The organism is Variovorax sp. MPBD4-3 (assembly GCF_058809745.1).
Genome location: NZ_JBXASW010000012.1, coordinates 45013 through 61351 on the forward strand (window position 1 = coordinate 45013; position 16339 = coordinate 61351).

Consider the following 16339-nt stretch of genomic DNA (forward strand, 5'->3'; position numbering starts at 1 on the left):
CGAAGCGCGGATGGCGGTGGGCTTAGATAAAAAACAAATGCGCAGCCGCTTGAAAAAGCCGGCTGCGCCTTGCGGACTGACGATCAGATGCGACGACGCTTCTGGGGACGGCAGCCGTTGTGCGGAACGGGCGTCACGTCGGCAATGGAATTGATCCGGATGCCGAGCGCAGCCAGTGCGCGCACCGACGATTCGCGACCAGGACCGGGGCCCTTGATCTCTACGTCGAGGTTCTTGATACCTTGTTCGACAGCAGCACGGCCGGCAACTTCGGAAGCGACCTGCGCAGCGAACGGGGTCGACTTGCGCGAGCCCTTGAAGCCCTGGCCACCCGACGAAGCCCACGACAGGGCGTTGCCCTGGCGATCGGTGATCGTGATGATGGTGTTGTTGAACGAGGCATGCACGTGGGCGATACCGTCCGCGACGTTCTTGCGAACCTTCTTGCGAACGCGCTGTGCGGCGTTGTTTGCAGGTGCTTTAGCCATGCTGGTCTATCCTTATTTCTTCAGGGACTGCGCAGCCTTGCGCGGACCCTTGCGGGTGCGGGCGTTGGTGCGCGTGCGCTGGCCGCGCATCGGCAGGCCGCGACGGTGACGGAAGCCGCGATAGCAGCCGATGTCCATCAAACGCTTGATGTTCATCGTCGTCTCGCGACGCAGATCGCCTTCGATGGTGAACAGAGCGATCTGGTCGCGGATCTTTTCGAGATCGGCGTCGGTCAGATCCTTGATCTTCTTCGAATACTCGATGCCGCTCGCTTCGCAGATTTGACGGGCGCGGGTGCGACCGATGCCGAAGATGGCGGTCAGGCCGATTTCAGCGTGCTTGTGCGGCGGGATGTTGATGCCAGCAATACGTGCCATGTGCGTCCTCTAATACTCTTCAATCAACCCTGGCGCTGCTTGTGGCGCGGGTCGGTGCAAATCACACGCACCACACCTTTACGGCGGATGACCTTGCAATTACGGCAGATGGTTTTGACCGAAGCCGAAACTCTCATTTCATTCTCCTAAAACTGTTTAACGTGGCGGTCTACCGCCCGGACTCAATACTGAAACACAGCCCTACGATGTCTTGAAGTTCGCCTTCTTCAGCAGCGATTCGTACTGCTGGGACATCATGTAGTTTTGCACCTGGGCCATGAAGTCCATCGTGACGACCACGATGATCAGCAGGGAGGTACCACCGAAGTAGAACGGCACGTTGTACTTCAGGATCAGGAACTCGGGCAGCAGGCAGACGAAGGTGATGTACACCGCGCCGGCCAGCGTCAAGCGAACCAGAATCTTGTCGATATAGCGAGCGGTCTGGTCACCCGGGCGAATGCCAGGAATGAATGCACCACTCTTCTTCAGGTTGTCGGCCGTTTCCTTGCTGTTGAACACGAGTGCCGTGTAGAAGAAGCAGAAGAAAACGATCGCAGCGGCATACAGCAGCACGTAGATCGGTTCGCCCGGACGCAATGCGCCCGCAACGTCCTTGATCCAGCGGAAACCGCCTTCACCGGTACTGAACCAGCCAACCACCGTTGCGGGCAGCAGGATGATCGACGAGGCGAAGATCGGCGGGATCACGCCGGCCATGTTCAGCTTCAGGGGCAGGTGCGACGACTGGCCGCCATAGACCTTGTTGCCGACCTGGCGCCGCGCATAGTTCACGAGGATCTTGCGCTGGCCGCGTTCGACGAACACCACGAAGTAGGTGACCAGCACCACGACGGCGATGATGAACAGCGCAATGATCGGATTCATTGCACCGGTCGTCACCAGCGAAGCGAGGCCGCCGATCGCGTTCGGCAGGCCGGCCGCGATACCTGCAAAGATCAGGATCGAGATGCCGTTGCCCAGGCCGCGTTCGGTGATCTGCTCGCCGAGCCACATCAGGAACATCGAACCTGCCGTCAGGCTCACCATGGCGGTCAGGCGGAAGCCGAAACCGGGGGCGATGACCAGACCGGCAGACGACTCGAGAGCCACCGCGATGCTGAACGATTGGAACAGTGCCAGACCGAGCGCGCCGTAGCGCGTGTACTGCGTGATCTTGCGGCGGCCGGCCTCGCCTTCCTTCTTCAATTGCTCGAAGGTCGGAAGCACGTAGGTCATCAGCTGCATGATGATCGACGCCGAGATGTACGGCATGATCCCCAACGCGAACACGGTAAAGCGCGACAGCGCCCCGCCCGAGAACATGTTGAACAGGCTCAGAATGCCGCCCTGCTGGCCCTGGAACAACGCTGCCAGCTGGTCCGGGTTGATACCCGGCACAGGAATGTGCGCGCCAATCCGGTAGACCACGAGCGCGAGCAGCAAAAAGACGAGCCGACGACGGAGGTCGCCGAACTTGCCTGTTTTTGCGATCGTTGCCGCGTTAGTTGCCACGAAGAACTTCTTTCAGTCCGATGGTGATCAGGCGATGCTGCCGCCGGCTGCTTCGATCGCAGCCTTGGCACCAGCGGTAGCGCCCACGCCCGTCAGCTTGACGGCCTTGGTCAGTTCGCCGGTCTTGACGACCTTGACGACCTTGGCCAGCTGGCCCACGAGGCCGGCTTGCTTCAGCGCCAGGACATCCACTTCGGCCAGGCCGAGCTGCTCGAGAGCAGTCAGCGTGACTTCGGCGTTGAACTTCAGCAGGTGCGACTTGAAGCCGCGCTTCGGCAGGCGACGCTGCAGAGGCATTTGACCGCCTTCGAAGCCCACCTTGTGGAAGCCGCCAGCACGCGACTTCTGGCCCTTGTGGCCGCGACCCGCGGTCTTGCCGATGCCAGAGCCGATACCACGGCCAACGCGACGCTTGGCGTGCTTGGCGCCGGCTGCCGGCTTGATGCCATTGAGTTCCATATCAGTCTCTCTTACAGAACTTTGACCAGATAACTGATCTTGTTGATCATGCCGCGCACAGCGGGCGTGTCTTGCAGCTCGCTCACGCTGTTGAGCTTGCGCAGGCCGAGGCCGCGCACGGTCGCGCGATGCGATTCCTTGGTACCGATCGGGCTCTTGACCAATTGGACCTTGAGGGTTTGTTGTTGCGTCATTTGAATGCTTCTTTCGGCTTGCGCTTAAGCGAAGATTTCTTCGACGGTGAGGCCGCGCTTGGCAGCCACTTGACCCGCGGTCGTCGAGTTCTTCAACCCGTCGAGCGTGGCGCGAACCATGTTGTAGGGGTTCGACGAACCATGGCTCTTGGCCACGATGTCGGTGATACCCATCACTTCGAACACGGCGCGCATCGGGCCGCCGGCGATGATGCCGGTACCCTTGGGAGCCGGGTACATCACGACCGTCGAAGCGCCATGGTGGCCTTGCACCTGGTGGTGCAGCGTGCCGTTCTTGATCGAAACCTTCAGCAGGTTGCGACGCGCTTCTTCCATGGCCTTCTGCACTGCAGCGGGCACTTCCTTCGACTTGCCCTTGCCCATGCCGACGCGGCCATCGCCATCACCAACGACGGTGAGTGCTGCGAAACCGAGGATACGACCACCCTTCACCACCTTGGTGACGCGGTTGATCGCGATCATCTTCTCGCGCAAACCGTCCTCGGGGCCTTCGTTCTGCGTTCTTGCCTGAATCTTTGCCATTTTGAATCTCGTGTCCGGTTAGAACTGCAGGCCGGCTTCGCGGGCGGCCTCGGCCAGCGCCTTGACGCGGCCGTGGTAAGCGAAACCTGCGCGGTCGAAAGCGACCTTCTCGACGCCGGCTGCCTTCGCCTTTTCAGCGATGCGCTTGCCGACGGCGGTGGCTGCGGCGGCATTGCCGCCCTTGCCCGAACCGCCGAGCGAGGTACGCACTTCGGCTTCTGCCGTCGATGCGGTTGCAATCACCTTGGAGCCGTCGTCGGAGATGACGGTTGCATAGATGTGCAGGTTGGTGCGGTTCACCGTCAGACGGGCCACGCCCTGCGTCGCGATGCGAATGCGGGTCTGGCGCGAGCGGCGAAGACGCTGTGCTTTTTTGGTCAACATCATTTTGCTGCCCCTTACTTCTTCTTGGTCTCTTTGATCACGATCTTCTCGTCCGAATAACGGATACCCTTGCCCTTGTAGGGCTCGGGCGGACGAACAGCGCGGATCTCAGCGGCGATTTGACCAACGCGCTGACGGTCAGCACCCTTGATCACGATTTCGGTCGGGGTCGCGGTGGCCACCGTGATGCCTTGCGGCATGTCGATGTTGACCGGGTGCGAGTAACCGACTTGCAGGTTCAGCTTGTTGTTGGAAGCCGCAGCCTTGTAGCCGACGCCGACCAGGTTGAGCTTCTTCTCGAAGCCCTTGGTCACGCCAACCACCATGTTGTTCACCAGCTGACGGATCGTGCCGCTCATCGCGTTCGCTTCACGCGACTCGTTGGCGGGCTCGAAGCTCAGCTTGCCGTCATTGCTGACGATCTTCACCAGCGCATTGCGGGCCAGGCTGAGCGAACCGCCCGTGCCCTTGACGCTGATCTGGTCTTCCTTGATCGACACATCCACGCCTGCGGGGATGGTGACCGGCATTTTTCCTACTCGGGACATTTCAGTAACTCCTCGATGTCTCGGTTAGGCGACGTAGCACAGAACTTCGCCGCCGACACCGGAGGCGCGAGCCTTGCGGTCGGTCATCACGCCCTTGGGGGTCGTGACGATCGCAACGCCGAGGCCGTTCTGGACTTGCGGAATGGAAGCACTGGCCTTGTAGACACGCAGGCCGGGGCGGCTCACGCGCTCAATGCGCTCGATGACCGGACGGCCAGCGTAGTACTTCAGCGAGATTTCAAGTTCGCTCTTGCCGGCTTCGGTCTTGACCTGGAAGCCGTCGATGTAGCCCTCGTCCTTCAGGACTTGTGCGATTGCGATCTTCACCTTGGAAGACGGAACCGACACGGTGGGCTTCGCCACCATCTGCGCGTTACGGATACGCGTCAGCAGGTCGGCAATGGGATCACTCATGCTCATGTTGTTTGCTCCTGCCTGGCTTACCAGCTGGCCTTGGTGACACCGGGGATGTCGCCGTTGAAAGCCAGTTCGCGGATCTTGGCGCGGGCCAGACCGAATTGACGGAAGGTGCCACGGGGGCGACCGGTGATTTCGCAACGGTTGCGCTGACGCGTGGGGTTCGCGTTGCGCGGGAGCTTTTGCAGCGCCAGACGGGCAGCTGCACGCTCTTCGTCGGTCTTCTTCACGTCGTTGGAAGCCGCCTTCAGTTCCGCATGCTTCGCAGCGAACTTGGCAACCAGCTTGTCGCGCTTGAGTTCGCGCTGGATCAAAGATGCTTTAGCCACGGATCACCTCAGTTCTTGAACGGGAAACGGAAGCCGGCGAGAAGCGCCTTGGCTTCTTCATCGGTCTTGGCCGTCGTCGTGATGCTGATATTCAGACCGCGCAGGGCATCGACCTTGTCGTACTCGATCTCGGGGAAAATGATCTGTTCCTTGACGCCGATGTTGTAGTTGCCACGGCCGTCGAACGCACGGCCGGAGATGCCGCGGAAGTCGCGAACACGCGGCAGCGCGATGGTCACGAAACGGTCCAGGAACTCATACATCTGCACGCCACGCAGCGTGACCATGCAGCCGATAGGCTGGTTTTCGCGGATCTTGAAACCGGCGATAGCCTTCTTCGACTTGGTGACCACGGGCTTCTGGCCGGCGATCTTGGTCAGGTCGGCGACAGCGTTGTCGAGAACCTTCTTGTCGGCGACTGCTTCACCCACACCCATGTTCAGGGTGATCTTGGTGAGGCGCGGAACCTGCATCGGCGACGTGTAGCCGAACTTTTCCGTCAGGTCTTTCGCGATCTTTTCGCGATAGTGTTGTTGGAGACGTGCCATGTGAGTACCTCTTAGGCGAACTTGATTTCGTCGCCGCTGGACTTGAAGACGCGAACAGCCACGCGCTTGCCGTCAGCACCCTGGGTGATCTTGATGCCCACGCGGTCGGCCTTGCCGGTCGCGGCATTGAAGATCGCCACGTTGGATTGGTGGATGGGCATGGACTTCTCGACGATGCCACCGGTCGTACCCTTGAGGGGGTTCGGCTTGGTGTGCTTCTTGACGAGGTTCAGGCCTTCGATGACGACGTGCGAGTCGTCCTTGCGCAGCGAGACGGTGCCCCGCTTGCCCTTGTCACGGCCGGCCAACACGATGACCTGGTCGCCTTTGCGAATCTTGTTCATGGCGTTGTTGTCCTTACAGAACTTCGGGTGCCAGCGACACGATCTTCATGAACTTCTCGGTGCGCAGTTCGCGCGTGACCGGTCCGAAGATGCGGGTGCCGATGGGCTCCAGCTTGGCATTGAGCAGCACGGCGGCATTGCCGTCGAACTTGACGAGCGAGCCGTCGGCGCGACGGATGCCCTTGGCGGTGCGGACCACCACTGCGCTGTAGATCTCGCCCTTCTTGACGCGACCACGCGGAGCGGCTTCCTTGATGCTGACCTTGATGACGTCGCCCACGCTGGCGTAACGCCGCTTGGAGCCACCGAGCACCTTGATACACAGGACGGATTTCGCGCCTGTGTTGTCGGCCACTTCTAGCCGGGATTCAGTTTGGATCATTTCTTGATATTCCCAACTTGTACCGATGTGCCTCCAGGAGGGAAACACCGCGGTCAGTCTTGGGCCCGTCGTCCGCACCTCGAACCACTCGAGGCACTTCCGCTTTGGGCTGAAAGCTTCGCCTTTTGGAAGCGAAGCCCGCGATTGTTGCACGCACTTGTGCCGATGTCAACAGCCCTATTACACCACTAAGCGCTGGCACTAGACTCTCGACGGTGCGCACCACTGCGAAATCCCACTTTTCAGCCCCGCATCCAGGCCGGCGCAGCTTTCTGGCCGGTGCTGCCGGCCTGCTGGCGCTGGGCCTTGGCGCCTGCCGCAGCGCCGCTCCGCAGCAGGACCCCGGCAGGCTGCGGCTGGTGGGCGAGGCGCGCTGGGCGCATCGCCTTCATATGGAAGGCACCACGGTGGGCGGCCTCTCGGGCATCGACTACGACCCGGCGCGAGGTGAGTACCTGCTCATCAGCGATGACCGGTCAGACTTCGACCCGGTGCGCTACTACACCGCACGCTGGCCGCTGCCACAGGCCGCGCCGCCCGAGCCCACGGGCGTGGTAAAGCTGCAACGCCCCGGCGGCGGCCCCTGGCCCAGCCGGCGCCATGCCATCGACGGCCTCCCGGTACCCGACCCCGAAGCCCTGTGCCTGCGCCCCTCCACCGACACCATCCTGTGGACCAGCGAAGGCGACATCGCCCGCGGTTTCGGCCCCGCGCTGTACGAATCGGCCCGCGACGGGCGCTTCCTGCGCGAATTCGCCATGCCGCCGATGTTCCAGCCCGACCCGGCAAAGCGCCGCGGCCCGCGCGACAACCTGACGTTCGAGGGCGTCGCCCTCACGCCGGACGGCAGCTTCGCCTGGCTGGGCATGGAGAACGCGCTGATCCAGGACGGCCCCGAGCCCACCACCGGCGCGCCCGGCGGCCCCTGCCGCTTCACCCAGGTCGACCTGGGCACAGGGCGCGCCGTGCGCCAGATCGCCTACGTGCCCGACGCCATTCCGCTGCGCCCGCTGGTGCCCGGCACCTATGCCGACAACGGCGTCAGCGAGATCCTTATGCTCGACGCCCACCGCATGCTGGTGCTGGAGCGCGCCTACGCCACCGGCACGGGCAACTCGCTGCGCCTGTATGAAATCGACACCCGCGCCGCCGGCGACGTGCTCTCCATCGACATGCTGGCGCCGGGGAACCACCGCCCGGCTGCCAAGGCCCTGGTGGCTGACTTCGCCGCCCTGGGCCTGTCGCGCCTCGACAACACCGAAGGCATGTGCTGGGGGCCGCCGCTGCCCGACGGCAAGCGCATGCTGGTGGTCGTGAGCGACGACAATTTCAATCCACTTCAGATCACCCAGTTCGCAGCCTTCGCCTTCGAATAACCCGACCGACCATGACCATCGCCGTCACTTTCCTGCCCCGTACCGCCCCCGCGCCGCTGCCGCCTGTCGCCTTCATCGGCGGCGGCAACATGGCGAGCGCCATCATCGGCGGCCTGATCCAGCAAGGCTCCGCGGCCGATTCGTTCGAGGTGGTCGAGCCCTTCGAGGAGGCCCGCGCCAAGCTGTCCCAGTCGTACGGCATCGTCGCGAAGGCGGAGGCCGGCGAGGCGCTGTCGCGCTGCGAGGTGGTGGTGTGGGCGGTCAAGCCCCAGACATTTGCCGAAGCCGCCCGCCCGGTGCGCGAATTCGCCGATGGCGCGTTGCAGCTCAGCGTGGCCGCGGGCATTCCGTCGGACAGCATCGCCCGTTGGCTTGGCACCGAGCGCGTGGTGCGCGCCATGCCCAACACGCCCGCGCTGGTCGGCAAGGGCATGACCGGCCTGTTCGCGCGCGCCGGCGTCACCGGCGCCGACCGCTCGCTGGTCGGCCAGCTGCTGGCACCCACCGGCGAGCTGATCTGGGTCGACGCCGAACCCGCGCTCGACGCCGTGACCGCCATGTCGGGCTCGGGCCCGGCCTATGTGTTCTATTTCATCGAGGCCATGACCGAGGCCGGCGTCGAGATGGGCCTGACGCCCGAGCAGGCCCAGCGCCTGGCCATCGGCACCTTCACCGGCGCCTCGGCGCTGGCGCACAGCGCGACCGAGCCGCCGTCGGTGCTGCGCGCGCGCGTCACCTCCAAGGGCGGCACCACTTACGCCGCCATCAGTTCGCTGGAAGAAGCCGACGTGAAGGCGCAGTTCAAGACCGCGATCCGCGCGGCGCAGAAGCGCGCCGCGGAGCTGGGCGAGGAATTCGGCCGGGACTGATTTCAGGCCGCGGGCAGCGCGCGCGGCCCCAGCAGGAAGAGCCACTCGGCCGCCAGCGTGACGGTGCCGTCTTCCAGTTCGAGCCAGACTTCCTCCTTCAGCAAGAAGCTGTCGCCGGGCCTGGGCGTCACCTCCGCGATGCGCACCCGCGCCCGGAAGCGCGCGCCCACGGGCATCGGCCGCACGAAGCGCAGGCGGTCGAAGCCGTAGTTGAGCGCGTGATTCGAGTCGAACGGCAGCAGCGTGCGCATGGCCTCGCCGGTCAGGCGGATCAGGTGCGACACCTGGAAGAAGCCCTGCACGATGGTGCCGCCGTAGTCCGCCTCGCGCGCCGCGCGCTCGGGGTCGAGGTGGATCCACTCACCCTCGCCGTCGCCCGACAGCTCCGAGTAGCGGTCGACCATCTCCTGTGTGATGCGGTGCCATTCGGAGAAGCCCTCCTGGCCGATCTTCCGCTTCAGCTGCTCCAGCATGGCGTCGGACATGGTGTTCAGCGCAGCGCGTAACCGGCCACGATGCCGGCGAACACGGTGAAGCCCAGCCAGTGGTTCAGGCGGAAGGCCTTGAAGCAGCCCTCGCGCGTACGGTCGTGAATGAGCCGCCAGTGCCACAGCGCCTGCGCCGCGGCCACGGCGATGCCGGCGTAGAACAGGACGCCCAGCGAACGGCTCGCGCCGGCCCAGATCCACACCGCGAGGAAGATCGCGTAGCTCGCCATCACCGCCGCCACGTCGAAGCGGCCGAAGGTGATGGCCGAAGTCTTCATGCCGATCTTGAGGTCGTCGTCGCGGTCGACCATGGCGTATTCGGTGTCGTAGGCCAGCACCCAGAACAGGTTGCCCGCCAGCAGCCACGCGGCGAACACGGGCACGTGCGACTGCACCGCCGCAAAGGCCATCGGAATGCCGAAGCTGAAGGCAATGCCCAGCACTGCCTGCGGGATCGACACGAAGCGCTTGGCGAAGGGGTAGATCAGCGTGATGGCCAGCGCCGCGAACGACCACAGCACCGTCGTGCGGTTGGTGGTGAGCACCAGGGCGAAGGACATCAGCGCCAGCACCGCGCCGAGCCCCAGCGCCTCCTTGACCGACATCGCGCCGCTGGTCACGGGCCGTTGCGCCGTGCGCTTGACGTGGCGGTCGAAGTCGCGGTCGGCCACGTCGTTGACGCAGCAGCCCGCGCTGCGCATGAGGAAGGTTCCGAGCGTGAACACCACCACCAGGTGCCAGCCCGGCCAGCCGTCGGCCGCGAACCAGAGCGCGCCCAGCGTGGGCCACAGCAGCAGCAGCCAGCCTGCGGGGCGGTTCCAGCGGATCAGGTCGAGGTAGAGCGCGAAACGACGGGCGAGCATGCGAAGGAAAGAGACGGGCAAAAAAAAGAGCGGCCATTGTGCCGCTCTTGTGCAGGTGCGAGGAAAGCGCGCGCTCAGTCTTCGAGCAGCGAACGCAGCATCCACGCGGTCTGGTCGTGCACCGTGCAGCGCGCGGTCAGCATGTCGGCCGTCGGGTCGTCGCCGGCTTCCTCGGCCACGGGGATGAATTCGCGCGCGATGCGCGACACGGTCTCGTGGCCCTTCACCAGGATGCGCACCATCTCCATCGCCTTGGGCGGGGTCTGGGGCACGTCGGGCACGGTGGCGATCTTGCTGAACTCGGCGTAGGAGCCCGGTGCGTAGTGGCCCAGCGCGCGGATGCGCTCGGCCAGCACGTCGGTAGCGCCCCACAGCTCGGTGTACTGGCCCATGAACATCGCATGCAGCGAGTTGAAGTGCGGGCCCGTCACGTTCCAGTGGAAGTTGTGCGTGGTGAGGTACAGCGTGTAGGTGTCGGCCAGCACGCGGCTCAGGCCTTCGGCGATGGCCGCGCGGTCCTGGCGTTCGATGCCGATGTTGATGATCGGCGCATTGCGGCTGCCCGACTCCTGCGCGACCACCGTGCCGCCCTTCTTGGGCACCTTGCCGGCGGAGGAAGCAGGCGATGATTTCTTCGAGGCTTTGGCCATGGCGGGAACTCTTTCTTCAAGTTTGGGTGGAACGCTTCGATTCTGGAAGCCGGCGTGCGGCTTCGCAACAGCGCCACTCTATCTCAGCGATCAACGATTCAAAACGGCCCTGGCGTAGGCCGATTCCCCGAATTGCCGCCTTCAGGACAGCCGCTTGACGCCCGGCAGCTCGCACGCGTAGATCGCGTTGCGCAGGGCTGCGATGGCCTCGTAGCGCGTGAAGGTGCGCCGCCAAGCGAGCACCACGCGGCGCGTGGGCGGATCGCGATCGTGCGCGTCGCGCACCGGCAGGTAGCGCACCATCTGCTCGGCCTCCTTGCGACCCTTGACCCTGGGCTTGAGCGCCTCGGCCGGCACCGACAGCCGCGGCACCAGCGTCACGCCCATGCCGGAGGCCACCATGTGCTTGATGGTCTCCAGCGACGAGCCCTCGAAGCTCTTGCGGATGCCTTCGGCATTGCTGGAGAAGCGCGCGAACTCGGGGCAGACCTCGAGCACGTGGTCGCGAAAGCAGTGGCCGGTGCCCAGCAGCAGCATGGTCTCGCTCTGCAGTTCCTCGGACGTGATCGATTCGCGGTCGGCGAACTTGTGCTTCGCGGGCAGGGCTGCCATGAAGGGCTCGTCGTACAGCGGCGCCATCGCCAGGCCGGCGTCGGGAAAGGGCTCGGCCATGATGGCGCAGTCGATCTCGCCGGCGCGCAGCATCTCGAGCAGCTTGACGGTGAAGTTCTCCTGCAGCACCAGCGGCATCTGCGGCGTGCGCTGGATCACCTGGCGGACCAGGTCGGGCAGCAGGTACGGCCCGATCGTGTAGATCACGCCGAGGTTCAGCGGGCCGGCCAGCGGGTCTTTGCCGCGCTTGGCGATTTCCTTGATGCTGGCCGCCTGGTCGAGCACGCTCTGCGCCTGCTGAACGATCTGCTCGCCCAGCGGGGTGACGGTCACCTCGCCGGCGCTGCGCTCGAAGAGCTTGACCTCGAGTTCGTCCTCCAGTTTCTTGATGGCGACCGAGAGGGTCGGCTGGGAGACGTAGCAGGCCTCGGCCGCCTTGCCGAAGTGCCGTTCGCGGGCTACTGCGACGATGTATTTGAGTTCGGTGAGAGTCATAGCTTGCGTCAATTATGCGCAAGCGCCCGCGACCCGGTGGGCCTGGGGCCTTGGCGGAACAACTCTGGGGACAGTTTCAGCACAAGGCCCCACTTGTCCACAGCGGCATCGTTCGCCCGCGAGTTGTCCTTTTTCCAGGGCGACCCCGAAACGGACGTGTACACAGTGACGCGCGCGCGGCAAGTCGTTGTCAGCCAAGAGAAAACCCCTGCTGTCCACAGCGGGGGTTTACCCTTATCTACTACTACTAACTTGAATAAGAAGAATAAACAAGAAAGAAGCGGCAGCCCGCCATGGGCGTCACGGGGCCCGTCAGCCGATGGTCGCGATCGCCGATCCCACCGCCACGTAGCCGCCTGCCGCCACGCCGAATGCGATGCGTCCCGCGCGGTGCGCGAGCACCTGCATTTCCATCTTCATCGCCTCCATGACGGCGATCACGGCGCCCTGCGCAACCTCGTCGCCGTCGGCGACCTTCCAGCCCTGCAGCGTGCCCGACACCGGCGCCGCCACCGCGGCCGGGTCCTGCACCGCTGCGGCCTCGGCCGGCACGGCGGTGGCGCCCCCCGCATCGGCCGACGACAGCCCGCGCAGCAGCTCGGGCGGCAGGCCCAGCGACAGGCGCCGGCCGTCGACCTCGATGGCGGTGCGCACCAGCGCGGTGTCGGGCCGCGGCTCGGGCCGCGCGGCGGCGGTCTCGTCGTTGGCGAAGTCGGTCTCGATCCAGCGCGTGTGGACCTTGAAGGCATCGCCGGACACGAAATCCGGGTGCGCCATCGCGGCACGATGGAACGGCAGCACCGAGGCCACGCCTTCGATGCGGAACTCGGCGAGCGCGCGGCGCGCCCGCGCGACGGCCTGTTCGCGCGTGGCGCCGGTGACGATCAGCTTGGCCATCAGCGAGTCGAAGGTGCCCGGCACGCTCGAGCCCGCCACCACGCCGGTGTCGATGCGCACGCCCGGGCCCGAGGGCACGTCGAACACCTTCACCGGGCCCGGCGTCGGCAGGAAGCCGCGGCCGACGTCCTCGGCGTTGATGCGGAACTCGAAGGCGTGGCCGCGCGGCGCCGGCGTTTCGGTGACCGACAGCGGCAGGCCGTCGGCAATGCGCAGCTGCTCGACCACGAGGTCGATGCCGGTGGTTTCCTCCGTCACCGGATGCTCGACCTGCAGCCGCGTGTTGACTTCGAGGAACGAGATCGCGCCGCTCGCGCTGAGCATGAACTCGACCGTGCCGGCGCCGGTGTAGCCGGCCTCGGCGCAGATGTCGCGCGCCGACTGGTGGATGCGCTCGCGCTGCGCGTCGCTCAGGAAGGGCGCGGGCGCTTCTTCCACCAGCTTCTGGTTGCGCCGCTGCAGCGAGCAGTCGCGCGTGCCCAGCACCACGACGTTGCCGTGCGTGTCGCCCAGCACCTGCGCCTCGACGTGGCGCGGCCGGTCGAGGAACTGCTCGACATAGCACTCGCCGCGGCCGAAGGCGGTGACGGCCTCGCGCACGGCCGATTCGTACAGGCCCTCGACCTCGTCCATGCGCCACGCGACCTTGATGCCGCGCCCGCCGCCGCCGAACGCGGCCTTGATGGCCACCGGCAGGCCGTGCTTCTCGGCGAAGGCCAGCACCTCGGCCGCGCTCTGCACCGGGTCGGCCGTGCCCGCGACCAGCGGCGCGCCGACCTTCATGGCGAGCTTGCGCGCCTGCACCTTGTCGCCCAGCCGCGCGATGGCGGCGGGCGACGGGCCGATCCAGGTCAGCCCGGCGTCGATGACGGCCTGCGCGAACGCCGCGCTCTCCGACAGGAAGCCGTAGCCGGGATGCACCGCGTCGGCGCCGCTGCGCGCCGCAACGGCCAGCAGCTTGGCGATGTGCAGGTAGGTATCGGCGGGGCGGTCGCCCTCCAGGCCGTAGGCTTCGTCGGCCATGCGCACATGCAGCGCGTCGATGTCGGCATCGGCGTACACGGCGACCGATTGCACGCCGTAGTCGGCGCAGGCGCGCGCGATGCGCACGGCGATTTCGCCTCGGTTGGCGATCAGGACTTTTTTCATCGGAAGACTCTCGATCAGTGTTCGACCGGGCCGAGTCCGGCCACGGGTTGGAAGCGGACGCGGGCGTTCACGGGAATCTGCCCCGCGCGGTCCAGGTGGTGGGTGGCGACCGAGGCGATCACGGGATAGCCGCCGGTCAGCGGATGGTCGGCCAGGAACAGCACGGGCTGGCCGCTGGGCGGCACCTGGATGGAGCCGCGCGCGGTGCCCTCGCTGGGCAGCTCGGACAGGTTGGCGCGCTCCATCGGCCGATCGCCGGCCAGGCGCAGCCCGACGCGGTTGGACTGCGGCGTGACCTGCCACGGCTGGCCGCACAGCTGCGCGATGGCCTCGGGCGTGAACCAGTCGGCGCGCGGGCCGGGCACGATGTCCAGCACGACTTCTTCCTGCACGGTGGGCAGGTCCGCAGGCGGCGTCTCGGGCGCGCCGACGACGGCGCCGACATGCACGGCACGCACCGGCAGCGCATCACCGGCAGCCAGCGCGGGCCGGCCGATGCGGGCCAGCGTGTCGCTCGAGCAGCTGCCCAGCACCGGCGCCACCGCGAAGCCGCCGCGCACCGCCACGTAGCTGCGGATGCCGGCGACGGGCTCGCCGAGCGAGAGCATGTCGCCGTCGGCCAGCGCGAAGGGCTGGTAGCGCGGCAGCGGCCACCTGGCGCCGTCGGCACGGGTCAGCGTAAGGGGGCCGTCGGCACCGGTGACGGCCAGCACCGCCTCGCCGCGGCACACGAGCTGGAAGCCGCCGTAGGCCACTTCGATGCAGGCTGTGTCGGTGGCGTTGCCGACGAGCCGGTTGGCGGCCTGCAGCGCGCGCTGGTCCATCGCGCCGGAGACCGACACGCCCTGGCGCGCCTGGCCGGGCCGGCCCCGGTCCTGCAGCAGCGCCTGCACGCCGGCGGCGCGGATCTCGAGTGCGCAGCCGCCGGGCGCGGCCGCCGCGAATGCGGAAGGCGCTTCGCTCGCGGGAACGGGCGGCGTCACCGGCGACGAGGTGACGTCCACGAAGCGCACGGAGTCGCCGGGTTGCAGCAGCGCCGGCGTTGCGCGCGACAGGTCCCACATCGGCGTGTCGGTCACGCCGATGATCTGCCAGCCGCCGGGGCTGGCCTGCGGGTACACGCCGCTGAAGCTGCCGGCCAGGCCCACGGCGCCGGCCGGGATGCGGGTGCGTGGCACCTTGCGGCGCGGCACGTCCAGGCTCGGATGGCCGCCCGACAGATAGGCAAAGCCCGGCGCGAAGCCGGTGAAGGCCACGGTGTAGTCGCTGCCGGTGTGGCGGCGCACCACGTCTTCGGGCGAAACGCCGAGCAGGCCGGCCACTTCGGCCAGGTCCTCGCCGTCGTAGCGCACGGGGATCTCGATGCGCTTTTCCGCGCGCGTCTCGCGGGCATCGAGGTTGCGCAGCCGCAGCTGGCGCGCAAGCTCCACCGCCGTCAGCGCGGCGGGCCGGAAGGTGATGAGCAGCGTGCGCGCGGCGGGCACCAGTTCCTCGATGCCGTCGATGGGCTCGGCGCGCAGCGAGGCCAGCAGCGCGAGCGTCTGCGGCAGGTCGTCGAGCTCGACCAGCACGGCATTCAGGTTGACCGACAGGCAGCGCATGGTCATGCGCCGGTGCCCGTGCCCACGAACGAAGCGATGGTCACGCCGGCTTGCGACAGCCGCTCGCGTACCTGCCGCGCCATGCCGACCGCGCCCGGACTGTCGCCGTGCACGCAGACCGACTCGGCACGGATGCGCACGGTGCTGCCGTCGATGGCCGTCACCACGCCCTCCTCGGCGAGCCGCAGCATGCGCTCGGCCACGTCCTGCGCGTCGTGCAGCACGGCACCGGGTTCGCGGCGCGACACCAGCGTGCCCTGCGGCGTGTAGGCGCGGTCGGCAAAGGCCTCGGCCACGGCGCGCAGGCCCTGCGCCTCGGCCCAGCCCAGCAGCGGCGAGCCGGCCAGCGCCACCAGGCACAGGCCGGGGTCGATCTCGCGGATGGCGGCGATCACGTCGCGCGCCTGGCGCTCGTCGTGGGCGATGGTGTTGTAGAGCGCGCCGTGAGGCTTCACGTAGCGCACGGTGGTGCCGGCGGCGGCGGCCAGGCCCTTGAGGGCGCCGATCTGATAGATCACGTCGGCGCGCAGGTCGGCGCTTTCCACGTCCATGTTGCGGCGCCCGAACCCCACCAGGTCGCGGTAGGCCACATGGGCACCGACCACCACGCCGCGCTGCGCGGCCTGGCGCAGCGTGCGCAGGATGCCGGCCGGGTCGCCCGCATGGAAGCCGCAGGCCACGTTGGCGCTGCTCACGATATCCAGCATGGCGGCGTCGTCGCCCATGCGCCACACGCCCAGGCTCTCGCCGAGGTCACTGTTCAAGTCGATGTTCATCGTTCGTCTTTTCCGGCGCGCGGCGGGCGCACGC

Annotated in this window: 23 protein-coding genes; 2 read left to right on the forward strand and 21 right to left on the reverse strand. The window is 66.4% G+C overall.

The window, feature by feature from the left end; translation table 11 throughout:
• Nucleotides 1-83: 83 nt before the first annotated feature.
• The 14 genes from rpsK to rplN all read right to left on the reverse strand — a co-directional run bounded on the left by rpsK (nt 84) and on the right by rplN (nt 6529).
• Nucleotides 84-488 (reverse strand): 30S ribosomal protein S11, encoded by a 405-nt coding sequence (rpsK, locus tag AC1RVW_RS09875; protein WP_009124825.1) that lies wholly within the window; start codon nt 486-488, stop codon nt 84-86.
• Between the two features lie 12 nt (nt 489-500).
• A complete protein-coding gene (gene rpsM, locus AC1RVW_RS09880) occupies nt 501-866 on the reverse strand; it encodes a 30S ribosomal protein S13 (protein WP_013544105.1) in 366 nt (121 codons plus the stop codon).
• A gap of 23 nt (nt 867-889) precedes the next feature.
• Entirely contained in the window at nt 890-1003 is a 114-nt protein-coding gene (rpmJ, locus tag AC1RVW_RS09885) for a 50S ribosomal protein L36 (protein WP_013544106.1), read from the reverse strand.
• Between the two features lie 64 nt (nt 1004-1067).
• Complete coding sequence (secY, locus tag AC1RVW_RS09890; RefSeq protein ID WP_009124822.1) at nt 1068-2381, reverse strand: preprotein translocase subunit SecY; 1314 nt, start codon at nt 2379-2381, stop codon at nt 1068-1070.
• A 27-nt stretch (nt 2382-2408) separates the two neighbouring features.
• On the reverse strand, nt 2409-2840 hold the full coding sequence (rplO, locus tag AC1RVW_RS09895) for a 50S ribosomal protein L15 (protein ID WP_009124820.1): 432 nt from the start codon (nt 2838-2840) through the stop codon (nt 2409-2411).
• An 11-nt stretch (nt 2841-2851) separates the two neighbouring features.
• Nucleotides 2852-3034, reverse strand: a complete 183-nt coding sequence (gene rpmD / locus AC1RVW_RS09900) for a 50S ribosomal protein L30 (RefSeq protein WP_019653974.1) — start codon at nt 3032-3034, stop codon at nt 2852-2854.
• Nucleotides 3035-3058: 24 nt separating this feature from the next.
• Nucleotides 3059-3577 carry a 30S ribosomal protein S5 gene (gene rpsE / locus AC1RVW_RS09905; protein WP_081267430.1) on the reverse strand — a complete coding sequence of 173 codons (519 nt, stop codon included), beginning with the start codon at nt 3575-3577 and terminating at the stop codon, nt 3059-3061.
• Between the two features lie 18 nt (nt 3578-3595).
• Nucleotides 3596-3961 carry a 50S ribosomal protein L18 gene (gene rplR, locus AC1RVW_RS09910; protein ID WP_081267539.1) on the reverse strand — a complete coding sequence of 122 codons (366 nt, stop codon included), beginning with the start codon at nt 3959-3961 and terminating at the stop codon, nt 3596-3598.
• Between the two features lie 14 nt (nt 3962-3975).
• Nucleotides 3976-4509 (reverse strand): 50S ribosomal protein L6, encoded by a 534-nt coding sequence (gene rplF / locus AC1RVW_RS09915; RefSeq protein ID WP_081267429.1) that lies wholly within the window; start codon nt 4507-4509, stop codon nt 3976-3978.
• Nucleotides 4510-4533: 24 nt separating this feature from the next.
• Nucleotides 4534-4929, reverse strand: a complete 396-nt coding sequence (gene rpsH, locus AC1RVW_RS09920; RefSeq protein WP_081267428.1) for a 30S ribosomal protein S8 — start codon at nt 4927-4929, stop codon at nt 4534-4536.
• A gap of 20 nt (nt 4930-4949) precedes the next feature.
• Nucleotides 4950-5255: a 30S ribosomal protein S14 gene (rpsN, locus tag AC1RVW_RS09925; RefSeq protein ID WP_081267427.1), complete on the reverse strand. Its 306-nt coding sequence runs from the start codon at nt 5253-5255 to the stop codon at nt 4950-4952.
• Between the two features lie 8 nt (nt 5256-5263).
• A complete protein-coding gene (gene rplE, locus AC1RVW_RS09930) occupies nt 5264-5803 on the reverse strand; it encodes a 50S ribosomal protein L5 (protein WP_081267426.1) in 540 nt (179 codons plus the stop codon).
• A gap of 11 nt (nt 5804-5814) precedes the next feature.
• Nucleotides 5815-6147 (reverse strand): 50S ribosomal protein L24, encoded by a 333-nt coding sequence (gene rplX / locus AC1RVW_RS09935; RefSeq protein WP_056592808.1) that lies wholly within the window; start codon nt 6145-6147, stop codon nt 5815-5817.
• 13 nt (nt 6148-6160) lie between these two features.
• Entirely contained in the window at nt 6161-6529 is a 369-nt protein-coding gene (gene rplN, locus AC1RVW_RS09940) for a 50S ribosomal protein L14 (protein ID WP_009124801.1), read from the reverse strand.
• Between the two features lie 215 nt (nt 6530-6744).
• Between rplN and AC1RVW_RS09945 the strand changes: the two genes are divergently transcribed.
• Together AC1RVW_RS09945 and proC are read left to right on the forward strand one after the other, a co-directional pair.
• Entirely contained in the window at nt 6745-7905 is a 1161-nt protein-coding gene (locus tag AC1RVW_RS09945; RefSeq protein ID WP_493199599.1) for an esterase-like activity of phytase family protein, read from the forward strand.
• A gap of 11 nt (nt 7906-7916) precedes the next feature.
• Nucleotides 7917-8774, forward strand: coding sequence for a pyrroline-5-carboxylate reductase (gene proC / locus AC1RVW_RS09950; RefSeq protein ID WP_409194459.1), 858 nt, complete (start codon nt 7917-7919; stop codon nt 8772-8774).
• A gap of 2 nt (nt 8775-8776) precedes the next feature.
• Here proC and AC1RVW_RS09955 read toward each other — a convergent pair whose 3' ends face one another.
• The 7 genes from AC1RVW_RS09955 to AC1RVW_RS09985 form a co-directional block, all read right to left on the reverse strand.
• Nucleotides 8777-9259 carry a MaoC/PaaZ C-terminal domain-containing protein gene (locus AC1RVW_RS09955; RefSeq protein ID WP_409194460.1) on the reverse strand — a complete coding sequence of 161 codons (483 nt, stop codon included), beginning with the start codon at nt 9257-9259 and terminating at the stop codon, nt 8777-8779.
• 5 nt (nt 9260-9264) lie between these two features.
• Nucleotides 9265-10125: a 4-hydroxybenzoate octaprenyltransferase gene (gene ubiA, locus AC1RVW_RS09960; RefSeq protein ID WP_409194461.1), complete on the reverse strand. Its 861-nt coding sequence runs from the start codon at nt 10123-10125 to the stop codon at nt 9265-9267.
• A 74-nt stretch (nt 10126-10199) separates the two neighbouring features.
• Complete coding sequence (locus tag AC1RVW_RS09965; RefSeq protein ID WP_081267422.1) at nt 10200-10775, reverse strand: Dps family protein; 576 nt, start codon at nt 10773-10775, stop codon at nt 10200-10202.
• Nucleotides 10776-10916: 141 nt separating this feature from the next.
• Complete coding sequence (locus tag AC1RVW_RS09970; protein ID WP_493199602.1) at nt 10917-11882, reverse strand: LysR substrate-binding domain-containing protein; 966 nt, start codon at nt 11880-11882, stop codon at nt 10917-10919.
• A gap of 312 nt (nt 11883-12194) precedes the next feature.
• Complete coding sequence (locus AC1RVW_RS09975) at nt 12195-13928, reverse strand: acetyl/propionyl/methylcrotonyl-CoA carboxylase subunit alpha (protein WP_409194462.1); 1734 nt, start codon at nt 13926-13928, stop codon at nt 12195-12197.
• 14 nt (nt 13929-13942) lie between these two features.
• Nucleotides 13943-15529 carry a 5-oxoprolinase subunit B/C family protein gene (locus AC1RVW_RS09980; protein ID WP_493199681.1) on the reverse strand — a complete coding sequence of 529 codons (1587 nt, stop codon included), beginning with the start codon at nt 15527-15529 and terminating at the stop codon, nt 13943-13945.
• A gap of 2 nt (nt 15530-15531) precedes the next feature.
• Entirely contained in the window at nt 15532-16305 is a 774-nt protein-coding gene (locus AC1RVW_RS09985) for a LamB/YcsF family protein (protein WP_106936472.1), read from the reverse strand.
• Between the last annotated feature and the right edge of the window lie 34 nt (nt 16306-16339).